The 18,976-nt window shown below is 66.7% G+C and carries 15 protein-coding genes and 1 riboswitch; of the genes, 12 read left to right on the top strand and 3 right to left on the bottom strand.

Features of this window, described 5'->3' with window-relative positions; genetic code table 11:
- Positions 1 to 2 precede the first annotated feature (2 nt).
- The 9 genes from dctP (at position 3) to DDT93_RS17610 (ending at position 8,966) form a co-directional block, all read left to right on the top strand.
- Positions 3 to 992, top strand: a complete 990-nt coding sequence (gene dctP, locus DDT93_RS17650) for a TRAP transporter substrate-binding protein DctP (protein ID WP_109467232.1) — start codon at positions 3 to 5, stop codon at positions 990 to 992.
- A complete protein-coding gene (locus DDT93_RS17645; protein WP_109467177.1) occupies positions 989 to 1,588 on the top strand; it encodes a TRAP transporter small permease in 600 nt (199 codons plus the stop codon). Before dctP ends, DDT93_RS17645 begins: the two co-directional genes overlap by 4 nt.
- Positions 1,588 to 2,907: a TRAP transporter large permease gene (locus DDT93_RS17640; protein WP_109467176.1), complete on the top strand. Its 1,320-nt coding sequence runs from the start codon at positions 1,588 to 1,590 to the stop codon at positions 2,905 to 2,907. The genes DDT93_RS17645 and DDT93_RS17640 overlap by 1 nt, the downstream gene beginning before the upstream one ends.
- Positions 2,904 to 4,145, top strand: a complete 1,242-nt coding sequence (locus tag DDT93_RS17635) for a malonyl-CoA decarboxylase (protein WP_109467175.1) — start codon at positions 2,904 to 2,906, stop codon at positions 4,143 to 4,145. The genes DDT93_RS17640 and DDT93_RS17635 overlap by 4 nt, the downstream gene beginning before the upstream one ends.
- Before the next feature lie 13 nt (positions 4,146 to 4,158).
- A complete protein-coding gene (locus DDT93_RS17630) occupies positions 4,159 to 5,673 on the top strand; it encodes a malonate--CoA ligase (protein WP_109467174.1) in 1,515 nt (504 codons plus the stop codon).
- A gap of 70 nt (positions 5,674 to 5,743) precedes the next feature.
- Positions 5,744 to 5,850: riboswitch (TPP riboswitch) on the top strand.
- Positions 5,841 to 6,455 carry a YkoF family thiamine/hydroxymethylpyrimidine-binding protein gene (locus DDT93_RS17625; protein WP_109467173.1) on the top strand — a complete coding sequence of 205 codons (615 nt, stop codon included), beginning with the start codon at positions 5,841 to 5,843 and terminating at the stop codon, positions 6,453 to 6,455. It overlaps the preceding riboswitch by 10 nt.
- Positions 6,456 to 6,494: 39 nt before the next feature.
- Complete coding sequence (locus DDT93_RS17620; protein WP_109467172.1) at positions 6,495 to 7,262, top strand: ABC transporter permease; 768 nt, start codon at positions 6,495 to 6,497, stop codon at positions 7,260 to 7,262.
- Positions 7,249 to 7,989 carry an ABC transporter ATP-binding protein gene (locus DDT93_RS17615; RefSeq protein ID WP_109467171.1) on the top strand — a complete coding sequence of 247 codons (741 nt, stop codon included), beginning with the start codon at positions 7,249 to 7,251 and terminating at the stop codon, positions 7,987 to 7,989. The genes DDT93_RS17620 and DDT93_RS17615 overlap by 14 nt, the downstream gene beginning before the upstream one ends.
- On the top strand, positions 7,986 to 8,966 hold the full coding sequence (locus DDT93_RS17610; protein WP_109467170.1) for an ABC transporter substrate-binding protein: 981 nt from the start codon (positions 7,986 to 7,988) through the stop codon (positions 8,964 to 8,966). The genes DDT93_RS17615 and DDT93_RS17610 overlap by 4 nt, the downstream gene beginning before the upstream one ends.
- A gap of 35 nt (positions 8,967 to 9,001) precedes the next feature.
- Here DDT93_RS17610 and DDT93_RS17605 read toward each other — a convergent pair whose 3' ends face one another.
- Together DDT93_RS17605 and DDT93_RS17600 are read right to left on the bottom strand one after the other, a co-directional pair.
- Positions 9,002 to 11,419: a GcvT family protein gene (locus DDT93_RS17605; protein ID WP_109467169.1), complete on the bottom strand. Its 2,418-nt coding sequence runs from the start codon at positions 11,417 to 11,419 to the stop codon at positions 9,002 to 9,004.
- The gene (locus DDT93_RS17600) at positions 11,416 to 13,806 is read right to left on the bottom strand and encodes a GcvT family protein (RefSeq protein ID WP_109467168.1); all 2,391 of its coding nucleotides are present in this window, start codon (positions 13,804 to 13,806) and stop codon (positions 11,416 to 11,418) included. The genes DDT93_RS17605 and DDT93_RS17600 overlap by 4 nt, the downstream gene beginning before the upstream one ends.
- Positions 13,807 to 14,004: 198 nt before the next feature.
- Here DDT93_RS17600 and DDT93_RS17595 point away from each other — a divergent pair, with 198 nt between their 5' ends.
- From DDT93_RS17595 to DDT93_RS17585, 3 genes are all read left to right on the top strand, one after another.
- Complete coding sequence (locus tag DDT93_RS17595) at positions 14,005 to 15,000, top strand: LysR family transcriptional regulator (RefSeq protein WP_109467167.1); 996 nt, start codon at positions 14,005 to 14,007, stop codon at positions 14,998 to 15,000.
- Positions 15,001 to 15,114: 114 nt separating this feature from the next.
- On the top strand, positions 15,115 to 16,635 hold the full coding sequence (locus tag DDT93_RS17590) for a trimethylamine methyltransferase family protein (RefSeq protein WP_109467166.1): 1,521 nt from the start codon (positions 15,115 to 15,117) through the stop codon (positions 16,633 to 16,635).
- Complete coding sequence (locus DDT93_RS17585; RefSeq protein WP_109467165.1) at positions 16,632 to 17,951, top strand: aspartate aminotransferase family protein; 1,320 nt, start codon at positions 16,632 to 16,634, stop codon at positions 17,949 to 17,951. The genes DDT93_RS17590 and DDT93_RS17585 overlap by 4 nt, the downstream gene beginning before the upstream one ends.
- On the opposite strand, the gene DDT93_RS17580 is transcribed toward DDT93_RS17585, so the two are convergent.
- Positions 17,948 to 18,703, bottom strand: a complete 756-nt coding sequence (locus DDT93_RS17580; protein WP_109467164.1) for a sulfotransferase-like domain-containing protein — start codon at positions 18,701 to 18,703, stop codon at positions 17,948 to 17,950. The genes DDT93_RS17585 and DDT93_RS17580 overlap by 4 nt on opposite strands.
- Positions 18,704 to 18,976 lie beyond the last annotated feature (273 nt).

The following is an 18,976-nucleotide window of genomic DNA, read 5'->3' as shown; positions in this document are numbered from 1 at the left end:
TGATGACCAGACGTATTATCGCGGCGAGCGCGCTCGCCGTTGTCGTCGCTGCGGGTGCCAGTGGCGCCTGGGCGGAGACCCTGAAACTGTCGCACCAGTGGTCCGAGGGCGACGTGCGCCACCAGGTTGCCCAGATGGTGGCCGACGAGGTCAAGGCCGCGAACGTGGATCTCGAGATCCAGATTTTCCCGAATCAGACCCTGTTCAAGGCCCGCGAGCAGTACACGCCGCTGTCGCGCGGCCAGCTCGACATGACGATCTTTCCGCTGTCCTACGCGGGTGGCCAGCAACCGGCCTACAACCTGACCCTGATGCCGGGCCTGGTGAAGAACCATGACCACGCCGCCCGGCTGTCGGCCTCGCCCTTCATGGACAAGATCGAAGAGATCATGGGCGGCGACGACGTCAAGACGTTGGTGCATGGCTACCTGGCCGGCGGGTTCGGATCGAACAAGGGCTGCATCACCAAGCCGGCGGACGTGCAGGGCGTGACCATCCGCGCGGCGGGCAAATCCTTTGAGGAGATGCTGGCCGGGGCAGGGGCCTCGATCAGCTCGATGGCGTCGTCCGAGATCTACTCGGCACTGCAGACCGGGGTGCTCGACGCAACCAATACCTCGTCGGAAAGCTTCCTCAGCTATCGCCTGTACGAGCAGCTGAAGTGCTATACCCCGGCGGGTGAAACCGCGCTGTGGTTCATGTACCAGCCGCTGCTGATCAACAAGACCACCTTTGACGAACTGACGCCCGAGCAGCAGACGGCGCTGACCGATGCCTCGGCCAAGGCTGAAGCCTGGTATCTCGACAAGGCCAAGGAAGGCGACGCCGTCACCACCAAGGCCTTTGCCGACGCAGGGGTCGAGATCGCCGAAATGACGCAGGCCGACTTCGACGCCTGGCGTGAGCTGGCCAAGGAAACGTCCTACCCGGCCTTCGCTGGCTCGGTCGACGGTGGCCAGGACCTTCTCGACATGGCTCTGTCGGTCGAATGAGTGCTGCGCCCGTCGCTCCTCGTTCGGCGGGCGCCGACATCGGCGCGCGGGATCCGCGCGCCGATTACCGGCCGCCGTTCCCGCTGCGCGCCATCGGTGCGGTGTCCACGCTGTTCGGTGTCGCCGCCGCGGTGATGATCCTCGCCTCGGTGCTGATCACCTGCCACATGATCTTTGTGCGCGGTGTGCTGGGCCAGTCGACCATCTGGCAGACCGAGGCCGTGATCTACCTGATGATCGGGGCGACCCTGCTGGGCCTGCCCTATGTTCAGAAGCTGCGCGGACACGTCGGCGTTGATCTGCTGCCGCAGATGCTGCCGCCCGCACTGCGCCGCATCCTTGCCGTGGTGGTCATGCTGGCGACGGTTGCCATGGTCGCCGCGATGGTCTGGTACGGCTGGGAGATGTTCCACCTCGCCTGGAAACGCGGCTGGAAATCCGAGTCGGTCTGGGCCTTCCCGCTGTGGATCACCTACCTTTCCGTGCCGCTCGGCTTCGGGCTCTACCTGCTGCAATTGCTGGGCGATCTCTGGCTCGCGACCTTCGGTCCCGAGACCGTGCTGCCCGAACCTCATCCTGAACGGAGCCCCGACTGATGGATCCCCTGATGCTTGGACTTCTGGTGGCGGTTGCCACCGTCGTCGTCCTGTTCTCCGGCGTGTCCGTGGCCGTGGGCCTGCTGATCGTCGCCACGCTGTTCCTGTGGGTTTTCGACGGCGCCCGCTCGCTCGAGGCACTGCCCGAACTCTTCTATGCCGAGCTGAACAGCTTTGCGCTGTTGTCGATTCCGATGTTCATCATCATGGGGGCGGCCATCGCCTCGACCCGCGCGGGGCCCGACCTCTACGAGGCGCTGGAGCGCTGGCTGACCAAGGTGCCGGGCGGGCTGGTGGTGTCGAACCTTGGGGCCTGCGCGCTGTTTGCTGCCATGTCGGGCTCCAGCCCGGCGACCTGCGCGGCCATCGGCAAGATGGGGATCCCCGAGATGCGCCGCCGCGGTTATCCGTCGGAGGTTGCCGCCGGATCCATCGCCGCCGGTGGCACACTCGGCATCCTGATCCCGCCCTCGGTCACGATGATCGTCTACGGGATCGCCACCGAGACTTCGATCGGGCGGTTGTTCCTTGCCGGGGTCATCCCGGGGATTCTGCTGACATTGCTGTTCATCGCCTGGGCGATCTTCGACACCTGGCGGCGTGGCGCGGCGAGCGCGGCGCTGGCTTCGGCGCGCTACACCTGGCGCCAGCGGTTCGAGATCCTGCCGCGCGTCCTGCCGTTCCTCGCGATCATCGCCGGGGTGCTCTACGCGCTTTACGGTGGGGTGGCGACGCCATCGGAGACAGCCGCAGTAGGTGCGCTGCTCTGCATCGTGGCCGCCATCCTGATCTACCGGATGTTCAGCGGCCGCGACCTCTGGGTGGTGCTGCGCGACAGCACCCGCGAGAGCGTGATGATCCTGTTCATCATCGGTGCGGCCGGGGTGTTCAGCTTCATGCTGTCCTCGCTCTTCGTGACGCAGTCGGTTGCGCAGTGGATCGCCGCGCTGGAGGTCAACCGCTGGGTGCTGATGGCGGTGATCAACCTGTTCCTGCTGGTGGCCGGGTTCTTCCTGCCGCCGGTCGCGGTGATCCTGATGTCGGCGCCGATCCTGCTGCCGATCATCACCGCAGCGGGATTCGACCCTTACTGGTTCGCCGTGATCGTCACCATCAACATGGAAATCGGCCTGATCACGCCGCCGGTCGGCCTGAATCTGTACGTCATCAACGGAATCGCGCCGGATATCACCCTGCGGCAGGTGCTGGTCGGTTCGATGCCCTTCGTCGGCTGCATGATCCTTGCTATCATCCTGCTGTGTCTGTTCCCGGGGCTGGCCACCTGGCTGCCCCAAGCCGTGATGGGGGTCGCGCTGTGAGCCTTTTGTCCGATGTCCTTACCACCGTGTTCTCGCGCAGCAACCGGCGCCGGTTGTTGTCCGCGCCGGATAACCGCAGCACCGAAGCCCTGATCGGCGACCTGCTGTCGGGGCACGGCGAGATCTCGGGGATGACCACCGCCGCGCAGATCCTCGACCGCTACGGCGAGCTGGACGACGCGGGCAAGCTGGCCTTCTTCGACCATCTGTCGGAGGGTCTGGGCATCGACATCGGCGAGGTGCGCGCGGCGCTCGACGCCTTCGAGGCAGAGCCGGGGCAGGGATCGTACGGAGCGTTCCTGAAGGCTGCAGAGCCCCGCCGGCAAGAGCTGGCGCGGCGGCTGAACCGGGTGCCCGGGGCCACGCCGCAACTTGTGGCCATGCGCAGCGACCTGCTGAGGCTGATCCCGCGCAAGGACCCGCGCGCACGCATCGACCTCGATTTCCAGCACCTCTTTGCCTCGTGGTTCAACCGGGGCTTCCTTGTGCTGCGCCGGATCAACTGGGAAAGCCCGGCGCAGATCCTCGAGAAGATCATCGCCTACGAGGCGGTCCACGCGATCCACTCGTGGGACGACCTGCGCCGCCGGGTCGAGCCGTCGGATCGGCGCTGCTTTGCCTTCTTCCATCCGGCGATGCCGGATGAGCCGCTGATCTTTGTCGAAGTGGCTCTGACCAAGGGCATTCCCGGCTCGGTGCAGGGCCTGCTGACCGAGGGACGCGCGCCGCTGGCGGCCGAGGAGGCGGATACCGCCGTGTTCTACTCGATCTCGAACTGCCAGGCGGGGCTCGCCGGGATCTCCTTTGGGAACTCGCTGATCAAGCAGGTGGCCGAGGACCTCGCGGCGGAATTGCCGAACCTCTCGACATTCGTCACGCTTTCGCCCATTCCCACGCTCACGAAATGGATGGCGGAGCAGGGGATCGACCCCGACAAGCTTGACGACGACGGCCTGAAGTCGGTGGCGGCGCAGTTCCTGCTGCATGCCAAGCGCGGCGACGGGATGCCCTATGACCCGGTGGCCCGGTTCCACCTTGGCAACGGGGCCTATGTCTACGCGGTGCATGCGGGGGCGGACCTGTCGAAGAAGGGCATGGCGGAAAGCGCGGGGGCGATGGTCAACTACCGCTACGAGGCAGAGAGCTTTGCCGAGAACCACGAGAGGTTCGCCGGCCAGCAGGAAGTGGTGGCCAGCAAGGCGGTGCGCGCGCTGGTCAAGACGCCCGCAGCGGCGTGAAAGGAGACAAGACTTGGCAAACCCGCTTTACGACCGGCTGATCGCGCCGCTCGACGGACGCGCGTCCGATTTTCTGATCCTCGCCGATGGCCGGACCCTGTCGGGCGACGCCTTTCACCGCCTTGCGGCACGTCAGGCGGGCGCGCTGGTTGCGGCGGGTCTGGTGCCGGGTGACCGGCTGGCGGTGCAGGTCGAGAAATCGCCCGAGGCGCTGGCTCTTTACGCCGCCTGCGTCATGTCCGGCGTGGTCTTCCTGCCGCTGAATACCGGCTACAAGGCCGACGAGCTGGAATACTTCGTGTCCGACAGCCAGGCGGGTGCGGTGATTTGCGGACCGGGTGCCGAGGAGACGCTGCGCGCGATTGCGGGATCCGCCAAGGTCCTGACGCTGGCGGCCGATGGCAGCGGCAGCCTTTCGGACGCAGCGGCGGCCCAGCCGGACCGTTTCGACGTGGCCTCGCGCGGTGACGACGACCTTGCCGCGCTGCTCTATACCTCGGGCACGACCGGGCGGTCGAAGGGCGCGATGCTGAGCCAGTCGAACCTGTTGTCGAATGCGCTGACACTGGTCGAGGAATGGCGCTACACCGCCGACGACGTGCTGCTGCACGCGCTTCCGATCTTCCACACCCACGGGCTGTTCGTGGCCTCCAACGTGATGCTGGCCGCTGGCGGGTCGATGATCTTCCTGTCCAAGTTCGACGTGGACACGGTGCTGCGGTTCCTGCCGCAATCGACCTCGATGATGGGCGTGCCGACCTTCTACACACGTCTGCTGGATGACGCGCGTTTCGACCGCGAGATCTGCAAGGGCATGCGGCTCTTCACCTCGGGCTCCGCTCCGCTTCTGGCCGAGACGCACCGCGCCTTCGAGGCGCGCACCGGTCATCGCATTCTCGAACGTTACGGCATGACCGAGACCAACATGAACACGTCGAACCCCTACGAGGGCGATCGCCGCGCGGGCACCGTCGGCTTTCCGCTGCCAGGCGTGGAACTGAAGATCACCGACGCCGAGACCGGCGCCACCCTGCCGGACGGCGAGGCGGGCATCATCGAAGTGCGCGGGCCCAATGTGTTCCAAGGCTACTGGCAGATGCCGGAGAAGACCAAGGCCGAGCTGCGTGAGGACGGGTTCTTCATCACCGGCGACATCGGCGTGATCGACCCGGACGGCTATGTCCAGATCGTGGGCCGGGCCAAGGACCTGATCATCTCGGGCGGCTACAACATCTACCCCAAGGAGGTCGAGCTGGTGCTGGACGACCAGCCCGGCGTGCTGGAAAGCGCGGTGATCGGCGTGCCGCATCCGGACTTTGGCGAAGGCGTGGTCGGGGTGCTGGTGGCCGAGCCGGGCGCGACCCCGGACCTCGACGCGATCCGTGCCTCGGTGGGCGAGAAACTGGCCAAGTTCAAGCAGCCCAAGGTGTTGGAAGTGGTCACGGAACTGCCGCGCAACACCATGGGCAAGGTGCAGAAGAACATGCTGCGCGACCAGTTCGCAGAGGCGTTCAAGACCCCGGCCTGAGCCGGAATACCCTTTATCGAGAAACCGATAGCCACGGCGTTGACACGCCGTGGCGCATGCCTATAGTCGCCGCCGTAACCAGGGGTGCTCCGCGAGGGGCTGAGATGCGCAACAGGGCGCGAACCCTTCACAGCTGATCTGGGTAATACCAGCGGAGCGAGGTAGTCATGTTCATAGGCGCGCAAGTGTCGCTCTATCCGATGACGTCCGATTTCATCGACGTCATCTTCTCGGGTCTCGAAGCCCTCACCCCCTACAAGTCGGATCTGCGGATCGAGACGGACGACATGTCGACGCTCATGGTCGGTGCGCCCGGTCCGCTGCTGGATGCCATCCGCGACCTATTTGCCGCTGCCGCGCGGCGGCCCGAGCACGTGACGATGCACGTCACCCTCTCGCGCGGATGCCCGGGCGAGCCCGACGATCCGAGCTGCCATTGCGAGACGCTGACCCGTGCGCAGGACCTTTCCCTCGCCGAGCGTCAGGTGCTGGCGCGCGAGGCGGTTGCCGATGCGCCGGACCTCGGGGTCGAGATCGACCTCCAGTTCTCGCTCTACGTGCTTGGGCAGGATCGGCACATGGACGAGATCTATGGCTGCATCGACTTTCTCAAGGCCTCGGGCACCTTCCTGAAGTCCAAGAACTTCTGCACCCGGCTGCGCGGCGACGCGGGCGCGGTGTTCGAGACCCTGCGGCAGGCCTTCCTGCGGTTCGGTCCCGCCGAGGGGCATGTCACCATCGACATGACCGCCTCTGCCAACAGCCCAAGTCCGCGCGCCTGACGCGCGAGAGTCCCGGCCCCTTTGGCCGGGGGAGGCATCATGCCGTTTATCAGACACGCAATCCCGACTCTCCTGATCGCCGCTGCCCTGTTGCTGGCCTGGCAGGGCTATTGCCGCCTCGCCGAGGTCTCGCCGCTGGTGCTGCCCGCGCCCTCCGACGTGCTGGCCGCCCTCTGGATGGACCGCGCGCGGCTGGCGCTGCACCTGCTGGCGACCGTGAAGGTGACTTTGGTCGGCTTCACGCTCTCGATGGTCTTCGCCTTTGTCACATCGGTGGTGTTACATTTCACTCCGTGGCTCAGACGCGGGGCGATGCCGCTGCTGGTCGCCAGCCAGACGATCCCCATCGTCGCCCTCGCGCCGCTGATGGTGCTCTGGTTCGGCTTCGGGCTGCTGCCCAAGGTTTTGCTGGTGATCCTCGTCACCTTCTTTCCCATGCTTCTGAGCCTGCTGTCGGGCTATGGTCGGCTGCCCGCCGCCTACCGTGACCAGCTGATCTCGATGGGGGCCGGGCCGTTGACGGTGTTCCGCCGCGCGACCTTGCCCGTGGCGCGGCCCCTGTTCCTGGCCGGTCTGCGCATCTCTGCGACCTACGCCGTGGTCGCGACGATCTTTGCCGAATACGCCGGGGCGCGGCAGGGACTGGGGATCTACATACTGAGCGCCAAGAACAACTTCCGCGCCGACCTCGTGCTGGCGGCGGTCGCGGTTTCGGCCGCGCTAACGCTCCTTCTGCTGGGCCTCCTGCAACTCGCCGACAGGCTGACCGGCCGCCGGTTCCGGGGAGGCGACGATGTTGCGGGTTGAGGGGCTGACCATCCGGTCGGAGGACCGGTTGCTGGTGAGCGATGTCTCTTTCGCACTGGAGGAGGGGCGGATCACCTGCCTGATCGGCCCGTCCGGATGCGGCAAGAGCTCGGTGGTGAAGTGGCTCTCGGGCGTATTGCCGGACGGTCTGGTCGCGGAAGGCGCGACGCATCTCGACGACGAGAGGCTGTCTCTGCCGACGCCCGCAGTGGCCTACCAGCCGCAGCAGGACAGCCTGTTTCCCTGGCTGACCATTGCCGAGAACGCGGCACTCGGGCTGGAAGTCCGGGGGATGTCGCGGAGCGAGGCGCGGGCGTGGGTGCTGCCGCTGCTGGAGGCTTTCGGTCTCGGCGGGCAGGCGGCGCGGTTTCCGCGTGAACTGTCGGGGGGGATGCGCCAGCGCGCGGCCTTTTTGCGGACCATCGTCCAGCCGGGCCGGTTTCTGCTGCTCGACGAACCTTTCTCGGCGCTCGACGCGGTCACCCGGCTGGGGATGCAGACCTGGCTCTGCGAACGGCTGCGCGAGACGCCGCGTGGCGTGCTCATGGTGACCCACGACCTCTACGAGGCGACACAGCTGGCCGACCGCGTCTTGGTCATGGCGGCCCGACCCGGACGCATCGTCGCCGATATCCCGATCACCCCCCCGCGCGCCGCGCGGACCGAGGCGAACCTTGCCGAGATCCGAACGGTGCTCCGATCCCTGCTTATGGAGGAAATGACTTGAACAGGATCCTGATGACCGCATTCTGCCTCGCCCTGCCGCTGGCGGCGCAGGCGGACGAGAAGATCAGCATCGCGCTGGACTGGACGCTGAACACCAACCATGTCGGCCTCGTGGCGGCGCGCGATCTCGGCTACTACGCCGAGGCCGGGCTCGACGTCGATATCCTGCCCTATACCGACAGCGCCTCGACCGCACTGCTTGCGGCAGGCGCCACCGATTTCGCCTATATGACCGCGCTCGGATTCCTGAACGCGCGGGCCTCCGGCGCGGACCTCGTCGCGCTCTGGGCGACCATGCAGCACGAGACCGGGCGGTTGGTCTACAACAGCGAGAACGAGGGTATCACCCGCCCTGCCGACCTCTCGGGCAAGATCTACGCGGGCTTCGGAAGCGCCTGGGAGGCGGCGCTGATCGGCACCATGATCAAGGCAGACGGCGGCTCGCCCGAGTTCGACACCGTGACGCTCGGGACCGGGGCCTACGAGGCATTGGCCAGCGGCGCGGTCGATTTCACGCTGGAAGTGGCCACGTGGGAAGGCGTCAACAGCGAGATACTCGGACGCAAGCAGTCGCACTTCGACTATTCCGACTACGGCGTGCCGGATCAGCAGAACGGCTACATCGGGACGCGCCCCGAGCTGCTGGCCGAGCAACCGGAGATGGTGACCGCCTTCATGAAGGCGACCCAGCGGGGCTATGCCTGGGCCGCTGACCACCCGCAGGAAGCGGCGGCTCTGATGATCGCGGCGGGCGACTTCCCGAACGCCGCGCTGGTGGAGGGGTCGATGAAGGCCATCGTCGACGGGAACTACCTGCGGGATGGCGATACACCCGTAGGGGCCATCGACCGCGCGCGGCTGGAACGGATGGTCGGTTTCCTGGCCGAAAACGGGGTCCTGAAAGGGGCTGACGGTGCGCCGGTTGCGGATCTGGGCGATCTGTCGACCTGGTACAATCAGGACTGGATGACCGAGTAGGACGAAGGATCGCGCCGGCGGATGTGTCGGCGCGATCAGCCCCTGAGACGGCTGTTGCCCGGATCGTAGGGCGGCGTGTCAAGCACGCGCGCGGGATAGGCGATGCCAAGGATCTCGACCGACAACCCGTCATGTGCGCCGCGGTCACGCAGGTAGGCAAGGCCGAGCGCCTTGCCCGTGCGATGACCCCAGGACGCCGAGGTGACGATGCCCACGGGGGCGCCGTCGCGATAGACGGTGTGGCTGTAGAACGGGTCGACATCCTGCGTTTCGATGTCCAGCAGGACCATTTCCCAGCGATTGTCGCGGGCCTGCCGGTCCAGCATCGCCGCCTTGCCGACAAACTCGCGGCCCTCGGGCCGGATCAGGAACCCTGCGCCGGTTTCGCCGGGCGTGCGTTCGGTGGTGAAGTCCGCACCCCAGGCGCGATAGCCTTTCTCAAGGCGCATGGAGTTCATCGCGAAGGCGCCGAAGAAGCCGAGGCCATGCGGCACGCCCGCCTCGACCACCGCGTCGAAGAGGGCCGGGAGTTCGACAGCCGGGGCATGGAGTTCCCACCCGAGCTCACCGACATAGGAAAGGCGCATGGCGCGCACCGGGACTCCGGCGACGGTGATCTCGTGGACGGAAAGCCAAGGAAAGCCCCCGGTGAGGTCCGCATCGGTAAGAGTGGCCAGAACGTCGCGCGATTTCGGACCCATGAGACCGATCACGCCGATCCGGTCGGTCACGCGGGTGATGGTGACATCGTGATCCGCCGCGCGGGCACGTAGCAGGTCGTCGTCCATCTCCTCGGCAGCGGCGGCGGAGGTGAGGTAGGCGTGGTCCGGGGCCAGCCGCGCGACGGTAAACTCGGACTGGGTGCCGCCAGCGGGGGACAGCGCGTGGGTGAGGCCGACGCGCCCGACCCTTGGGGGCGTGTTGGCTCCGAGGCTCATGAGGAACGCTTCGGTTCCGGGCCCGGTGACCTCGAACTTGGAGAAGACCGACAGGTCGGCCAGACCGACCGCGTCGCGCACCGTCTGGCATTCGCGTGCCACGGCGTCGAACCAGTTCGAGCGGCGGAAACGCGGAATGGCTTCGTCCCCCAACCTGTCGCTGAACCAGTTGGGACGTTCCCAGCCATAGGCCGCGCCCATCACGGCGTTCCGCGCGAGCATCCGGTCGTGCAGTGGCGAGAGGCGCTTGCCCCGGGCCGCGGGGCGTTCCTCGTGCGGGTAGTGGACCCCGAACTGGAGCCCGAAGCATTCGATGGCCTTTTCCACCCGGTAGTCCCGGTCGGCCCACGAGCCGAAGCGGCGGCTGTCGACGGCGAGGGCGTCCATCGGCGGGGCGCCGTGGGTCATCCAGTGGGCAAGGAACCAGCCCGCGCCGCCGCCTTCCATCACCCCCATGGACGAACCGGTGAGGAGCCATGCGTTCGGCAGGCCGTGGGCCGGGCCGATCAGCGGGTTGGCATCGGGGGTAAAGGTGATGGGGCCGTTGACCACCGATTTCACCCCGCCGGTCTCGAGCGCCGGGATCCGCGCCATGGCGGCCATGATGATGTGTTCGACGCGGTCGAGATCGGGCGGCATCAGCTCGGCCCCGAACTCGGGCGGTACGCCGTCGATGGACCAGGGCTGCGCGTCCTTCTCGTAGGGGCCAAGGATCAGCCCGTCGCGTTCCTGCCGGACGTACCAGCTTTCTTCCGGGTCGCGGATCATCGGGAGCTCCGGCAGTCCGGCGGCGATGCGGTCGGCAACGGCGGGAATGGTTTCGGTCACGAGATACTGGTGCAGCACCGGCACGGAGGGGATGTTCAGCCCCATCATGTTTCCGATCTCCCAGCCCCATGTGCCCGCGGCGTTGACGATGTGGGTCGCGTGGATCTCCTCGCGCACGGTCTCGACGATCCAGTGCGCGCCCTCGCGGCGGATCGAGAGCACCGGGTTCTGCCGCAGGATGGTGGCGCCGCGCGAACGGGCGCCCTTGGCCATCGCGTTGGTGGCAAGGGTCGGGTCGACGTGGCCGTCGTCGGGTTCGTAGATGCCGCCGATGATGCCCTCGGTGCGGGCCAGCGGGTGCAGTTCGGCGACCTCCTCGGGCGAGGTCAGCAGGCGCAGGTCATAGCCGGTGAATCGCGACAGGCCCGCGACATGGGCGAATTCATCCATCCGGTCGGGGTTGGAGGTGATCCGCATCGCGCCGGACCGATGGAAACCGCAGGTGTCGCCCGTCTCTTCCGGCAGGATGTCGCGGTAGAGCCGGACCGAGGTGGCGCGCAGTTCCTGAATCGTGGGGTTGTGCGCGAAATGGGTGCAGAGCCCGGCGGCATGCCAGGTGGAGCCGTGGGTGAGGTCGTTTTTCTCGGTCAGGACGACATCGGTCCAGCCCGCCTTGGTCAGGTGGTAGAGCAGCGAGACGCCCATCGCGCCGCCGCCGATGATCAGGACCTGGGCCTTGAGTGTCATGCGCGCATCCGTTCGCCTTTGGGATCGAAGGGGGGGCGCGCCAGCGCCCGGGCCGGGTAGAGCCGCCCCGCGATCTCGATTTCAAACTGTCGTTGGGCCGTGTCGGCGGGGCGTTCACCGGGGGCGACGCCGATCATGCCGAGGGCAAGTGTCTTGCGAGTCCGCGCCCCGCGCGCGCCGGAGGTGGTGAGGCCGACGACCTTGCCATTCTCGCGGATCGGTTCGTCGTGGAGGACGAGGGGGCTGCCGTCGATTTCGAAGAGGTGGAGGCGACGCGTGAGGCCCTCGGCCTTCTGTTGTTCGAGGGCGGGCTTGCCGAGGAAATCCTTGCGCCAGCAGACGGTAAACCCGAGGCCGGCCTCCAGCGGAGAGATCTCGGGGCCGAGATCGTGACCCCAGTGGCGGAAGCCCTTCTCGATGCGGCAGCCGTCGAGAGCGTAGTGACCAAGCGGGCGGGCGCCCGCCGCGTGAAGGGCATCGAACACCGCTGGTGCCGTGGCGGCGGGAACGTAGAGTTCCCAGCCGAGTTCGCCGACGAAACTGACCCGTGTGGCGCGGCAGGCTTGTCCGGCGACGGCCACCTCGCGAGAGGTCGAAAAGGGGAAAGCGGTCCAGTCATCAGCAGAGAGAATGGAGAGCAGGTCGCGCGAACCGGCGCCCATGACGCCGATCACGGCCTCGTCCTCGGTCGCGTCGTGGATCACGATATCGCTGCCCGCGCTGTTGCGGCGGAGCCAGGCAAGGTCGCGCCAGCGGGTCGCCGCTCCGGAGACGAGGCGGAAGCTGTCCTCGGCAAGCCGGGTGATGGTCACGTCCGCCTCGATCCCGCCCCGGGCGTTCAGGAGTGGCGTGTAGACGGCCCGGCCCGGGGCGACGTCGAGATCGTTGGCGGCAAGGTATTGCAGGGCAGCAAGGGCATCGGGGCCGGAGATGTCGAACTTGCCGAATGGCGACAGGTCGACCAGCGCGGTGCCGGTCTCCATGATCGCGGCCTCGCGGTGCACGATGGGCTGCCAGCCCTGTTCGCCGACGGAGTAGGGAAACTGCCGCTCGCTCTCGTCGCAGGCGTACCAGAGGCCGCGCTCCCACCCGGCTGTGAGGCCAAAGACGGCGCCCGCCCGTTCCCAGTTTCCGTGCAGCGGCGATTGGCGAAGGCCGCGCCCGGCCTTGGGCTGCTTGAAGGGCCAGTGCAGCGCGAAGACATCGGCGACGGCTTCCTCCATCCGGGTTTGCACGTGAGCGCCCGTGGCGGTCAGCGGGTCGACGCGGGCGATGTCGACCTCCCAAATGTCCATCGGTGCGGCGCCCTCGATCATCCAGTCGGCGAGGATACGACCGATCCCTGCGGAGGACATGACGCCGACCGAGTTCATGCCGGCGGCGATGAACAGCCCGTCGACCTCATTAGTCTGCCCGATCAGGGGCTTTGAGTCCTTCGTAAAGCTTTCCGGCCCGTTCATGAAATGCTGGATCCCGATCTGTTCCAGCGCGGGGATCAGGGCGAGCGCGGCCTCCATGAAGGGCGTGAACTGGTCCCAGTCCTCTGGCAGTTCGAGGAAGGGGCGGTTGCCTTCGGGGCCGTGGGCGTTCCAGCACTTGGCGTGGGGTTCGAAGCCGCCGATCACCAGCTTGCCGGCATCGCCCTTGACGTAGATGCCACGGTCGAGGTCGCGCAGTACCGGGTAGGGCAGGGGCAGGCCGGGCATGGGTTCGGTGACGACGTACATGTGCTCGACCGCCTGTAGCGGGAGCGCGACGCCCGCCGCATCGGCGAGCCGCTTGGACCATGCCCCGGCGCAGAGGGCGACGCGGTCGGCGAAGATCTCGGTTCCGTCGGCAAGGCGCGCGCCTTTCGCCGTGCCGTTCTCGATCAGCAGTGCGGCGACCTCGGTGCCCTCCCGGATTTCGGCGCCCTGTGCGCGGGCGGCGCGGGCATAGGCCATGCAGAGGTCGACCGGGTTGACGTTGGCGTCTTCCTCGACCCGGAGCGCACCGGTCACGCCATCGAGGGAGAGGCCGGGCACGTCGATGGACTGGGGCGGAACGACCGTGGGAGTAAGGCCGACATGGCGGCCGAGGGCGGCGATGCGGTGCAGTTCGTCCATGCGGGCCGGGTCGCGCGCGATCCAGTAGCCGCCGGTGCGGCGGTAGCCGGTGGAAAGGCCGGTTTCCGCCTCCAGCCGGGGAAACAACTCTCCGGCGTACATGGCGAGGTGGGTCAGGTTGGGGGTGGCGCGCAGGGGCCCGACGATGCCCGCCGCGTGCCACGAGGTGCCCGAGGTCAGCTGGTTGCGCTCCAGCAGGGTCACCTGTTCGCCCAGCCGGGTGAGGTGATAGGCAAGGCTCAGGCCGATGGCGCCCCCGCCTATGATGAGTGTGCTGGTCATCGTCCTGCCCGGCCGCCACAGTTCCTGCCCGAAGGGAGCCCGAAACCGGCGGCGCGATCAAGGTCATGGCTGCTGCATTAGGACAACTAATGAAAGTCAGAACAGATCGGTGCCCAAGCCGGAAGCATTTGATTTATCGGCCTCTGCATCGCAAGCTACGCGCCGGTAACACGGCCGGGACAGGCGAATGGGGCGCAGATGAGCAAGACGCGCAAGGAAATGGACATCAACCTGTTCCGTGCCATCGAGGTCTTCATGGCGGTGACCGAGATGCGGCAGGTGACCGCCGCAGCCGCCGCGCTGGGGATGACACAGTCTGCCGCCTCGCAGCACCTCAGGAACCTCGAACTGGCCTTCGGCGTCACCCTGCTCGACCGGAGCCGCCGCCCGGTTTCGCTGACCCATGCGGGCGAGGCGTTGCAGCGGCACGGGTTCCGGATCCTGAATGAGATCGAAGACCTGAAGTCCGAGCTGCGCCACCTCAGTGCCTCGGCCCTGCCGGTGCTGCGCATCGGCCTGCTGGCGTCGATAGCCACGACGCTGACGCCGGGCCTCTACGACTTTGTCGAGAACCGGCTGCGGATTCCCGAACTGGTACTGTCCGCCGGTCTTGCCTCTGACCACCAGAGCTTGCTTAACGCGCGCAAGATCGACGTGGCCGTGACCTCTGATCTCTTGCTAAACACAAGTGATTACGACGTTTTCCAGATACTCGAAGAGCCTTTTCTGCTGGTGCTGCCCGAAGGATACGACGGCCCGGCGGACGACATCACCGAAATCGCCCGGCGTCTGTCGCTGGTGCGGTTCGGGGCCTCGACCCCGGTCGGAAGGCGGACCGATCAACACCTCCAGCGCTGTCGGCTGGACCTGCCCCACGCGATGGAGGCGGACCGCGCCTCGATGGTGGTGGCCGGGGTGGTGACGGGCAAGTGTTTCGCCATCCTGACACCCTCGCTGCTGATCGACGGGGTGGCCGAGGGGATGCCCCTGCGGCTGGCGCCCTTGCCCTTTGCGGGGTTCAAGCGCGGCATCCAGTTCGTTGCGCGGCGCGGCGATCTTGGCGAACTGCCCGCGCTGCTGGCGCATGAGAGCCGCGCGATCCTGCGCCAACACTTCGAGCGCCGCTTTCCGGGCATTGCCGATGGCATTGACTACGGTCCGGACTATGGCGCCGCGGCTAATCCACTTCATTAGGATTTCCGATAAAGCGTCTTGCCGCTGTGCGGAGCGGATTCCGCGGGCTTAGACTGAGATCCAGAATCAGGGTGGCGCACCATCAGTGGCGCCTTTCAGCGAAAGGATCAGCGGATGAGCCGGAGAGCGGGTCGTCGCGTGAGGATGGAGGCCCGCGCCGCGTCGAACGGGCTGGCGGCACCCTACACGCTGCGGCGCATCGGTATGGTCAGCCTCATCAGCGAAGAGTCGGTCGCGATCATCGAGCGCAACGCCGACCGGATTCTTGACGAGATCGGCATGGATTTTCGCGGCGACCCCGAGACGCTGGAGCTGTTCCGGGCGCATGGCGCGCGGGTCAGTGGCGAGCGGGTGCGGTTCGATCCCGGCTGGTGCCGGGACAAGATCAAGACGGCGCCGTCCATCTTTACCCAGCACGCGCGCAACCCCGCGCGATCGATCCAGGTTGGCGGCGAGGCGCAGGTCTATGCGCCGAGTTTCGGCCCGCCCTTCGTGCACGATATGGAGAAAGGTCGGCGCTATGCGACCATCGAGGACTTTCGCAACATCACCAAACTGCACCATCAGCTGAACGCCGTGCAGCATTCGGGCGGCGTCGTGGTGGAGCCGGTGGATCTGCCCGTGCCGGTGCGCCACCTGCACATGGCACATACGCACCTGACGCTGAACGACAAGCCGTTCATGGGCGCGGTGACGGCGCCGGAACGGGCCATCGACACAATCGAGATGTGCAAGATCGCGATGGGCAAGGAGTTCGTCGAGAACAACTGCGTGCTCTACTCGGTGGTGAACACCAACGCGCCGCTGGTGATGGACGAAACCATGCTGTGGGCGCTGAAGGAATACGCCAAGGCAGGGCAGTGCACGGTGGTCTCCCCGTTCGTCCTCGGCGGTGCGATGAGCCCGGTTTCGGTCGCCGCGACGCTGGCGCAGGTGCTGGCGGAGGTGCTGGCCTCGGTCGCGCTGATCCAGCTGATCCGGCCCGGCGCACCAGCGGTCTTTGGCACCTTCTTCTCGCCGCTGAGCCTCAAGACAGGGGCGCCGACCTTCGGCACGCCCGAGGGGACCCAGTTCCAGATGTGCGCCAAGACGCTTGCGGACCGGCTGGGCCTGCCGTTCCACTCGGTCGGCGGGCTGACCTCGTCCAAGGTGCCGGACGCGCAGGCGGGTTACGAGAGCCAGTCGCAGCTGATGGGGGCCGCGCTGGCTGGGGTGAACTTCATCATCCACGCGACCGGCTGCCTCGAAGGGCTGCTTACCACCGGCTACGAGAAGATCGTGATGGATGCCGACCGCTGTTCGGCCATGCAGAGGTTCGTTCAGGGCGTGGACTTTTCCGAGGCCGCGCAGGCAATGGAGGCCTTTCACGAGGTCGAGCCGGGGGGGCACTTTCTTGGGGCCAAGCACACGATGGACAATTTCGAGTCGGCCTTCTGGCTGGGCGACATGTCCGACAACGGCACCTACGAGCAATGGAGCGCCGAGGGCGCGACATGGGAACACGAACGCGCCTCGGCGCGCGTGAAGAAACTGTTGGACACCTACATGCCGCCGGAGATGGACGTCGCCACGCGCGAGGCGCTGGACGATTTCGTGGCGCGGCGCACCCGCGAGATCGAGGGAGACCCCAAATGACGATGCAGACCACCTGGACCCTTGCCGATACCGCGGCGCGGCGAGACCGGTTCTATGCGGCGAGCCAGAAGAAGTTCGTGCCGTTTCGCGAACCGATGGTGTTTCGCAAGGGGTCGATGCAGTACCTCTGGGACGTTGAGGGGCGCAAGTACACCGATCTGCTGGGCATGAACGTCTGCATCTCGGTCGGGCATTCGCACCCCAAGGTGGTGGCGGCGGCGATGGAGCAGGCGCAGGAGCTGACCCATTGCACCACGATGTTCTACCACCCGGTCCCTGCGCATTTCGCCGAGGAACTGGCGGCGACCCTGCCGAAGGGGCCGAAGGGCGACGTGGAATGGGTGGTGCATTTCACCAACTCGGGGTCCGAGGCCATCGACCTCGCCATGACCATGGCGCGGGATTACACCGGCAATCTCGACCTGCTGGCGCTGCGGTCGGCCTATCACGGGCCGACGGGCGCGGCGCAGTCGATCACCGGGATCAGCGGCTGGCGTCACGCTGGAATGCCGGGCAACGTGGCCTTCGTCGCCGAGCCGAACCAGTACCGGGGCATCTTTGGCGAGAATGCGGGCGCGCAGCCCTATCTGGAGGAGATCGAGCGCACCATCCATGCGGCGACGATCGGCAAGGTCGCGGGCATCTTCGTCGAGAGCGTGCAGGGTTACGGCGGTATCATCGAGATGCCCAAGGGCTACATGACCGGCGCGGCGGAACGGGTGCGGGCGGCGGGCGGGCTCTACATCGCGGACGAGGTGCAGTCGGGCTTTGGCCGGACCGGCGATCACATGTGGGGGTTCGAGGCCGATGGCGTCATCCCCGACATCGTGGTGATGGCCAAGGGCATCGGCAACGGCTTTCCCCTTGCTGCGGTCGTGGCGCAGAAACACATCGCGGCGCCGATGGCCGAGAAGTTCATGTTCCACACCTACGGGGCCAACCCGACCTCCTGTGCGGCGGGGCGCGCGGTTCTGGAAGTGATCCGCGAGGATCGGGTTCAGGAGAACGCCAGGGTGGTTGGCGCGGCGCTGCTGGAGCGGTTGCAGGATCTGAAGCAGCGGCATGCCGCGATCGGGGACGTGCGGGGCCGGGGCCTGATGCTGGCCATCGAGATGGTCAAGGACCGCAAGACAAAGGAGCCGGATGCTGCGACCACCTCGGCGGTGTTCGAGGCCTGCCGCGACAGCGGGCTGATCCTGTCGAAATCCGGGCCCTACCAGTCCTGCCTGCGGATGGTGCCGCCGCTGTGCCTGTCGCTCGATGACGTCGACACGGTGGCCGAGGGTCTCGACCGGGCCTTTGCCTCGACCGCCTAGGGTTTCAGTGCCTGCGCCTTCAGCTCTTCGTAGAAGGGCCGGTGGTGATCGAGGTAGGCCCGCATCCGGGGATGCTGTTCGGCGATCCGGTCAAACTGCGCGGCGCGTTCGCGCAGTTCGTCTTCGGTGATCGGGCGGATGCCCTTGGAGGCGCTTACCGCGCCGTGCCAGCCCTCGACCTGTTTCCAGTCCTCCGGCTTGTCTTCCTGCCACTCAAAGGCATGATCGGCTGCGGGCAGGCCGATGGCCTGCCAGAGGGCGCCAACGGTGCCCGGGGTGTCGGCGCGCACGTCCTCGGCCTGCACAATCACCGGTGGTCGCCCGGCGCGGCGCAGGGCGGCAACGTGCTGCGCCTGCGCTTCCAGTCCGATCTCCTCGAGCGTGGCCTCGGGGTCCAGCTTGAAATAGGACATGATCGAGGCCACCGGGTCGCGGATCAGGAAGGCGTTGATCAGCACATTGCCGAAAGCGCGGTCCTCCATGATGCGGGGCATCACGTAATAGCTCATGTCCTTGATGAAGACCGGCCGGGTCCGGGCCTCCTCCATCAGCATGTCGCGCACCGCTTCGTAGCTGAGCGGGCGGTCGGGCTCGGCCTCGAAGTGCGGCATCTCCCGGACCTTCCGGTGCACGTAGTAGTCGTACATGAAGGGCTCGTGAAAACAGGTGAGGTCGCCGCGTTCGCGCATGACCCTCTCCATCGCCGTCGACATGGAGCGCGGGTGGGACCAGAGCGCGATAATCGGATGCATCGTCTTCTCCCTTCGGGGGGCAAATCCGGGGTCTGCAAGAGACCGGGTTGACGCGATGCTATGGGTGCAGTTCCTATGGTGTCATGATGCCTTTGGGCACTGGCAGCAACGGGAGAGCGTTTCGAGGCCGCTCCGGCAACAGTGGGTGGCAGACCGGATAGGTGCCGGAAGGCACCTATGCAGGGGGGCAGGCGGGGGTCAAGCTTGCACCTGGCGCGCCGTTTCGGGTCTATTCACCCGACACATTCGGCGCACCGGCCCATGACGACCGCC

It is taken from the genome of Albibacillus kandeliae (assembly GCF_003116585.1).
Classification (GTDB): Bacteria; Pseudomonadota; Alphaproteobacteria; order Rhodobacterales; family Rhodobacteraceae; genus Albibacillus; species Albibacillus kandeliae.
Note: the sequence above shows the minus strand (reverse complement) of the source record. Positions and strands in the feature narration are given on the sequence as shown.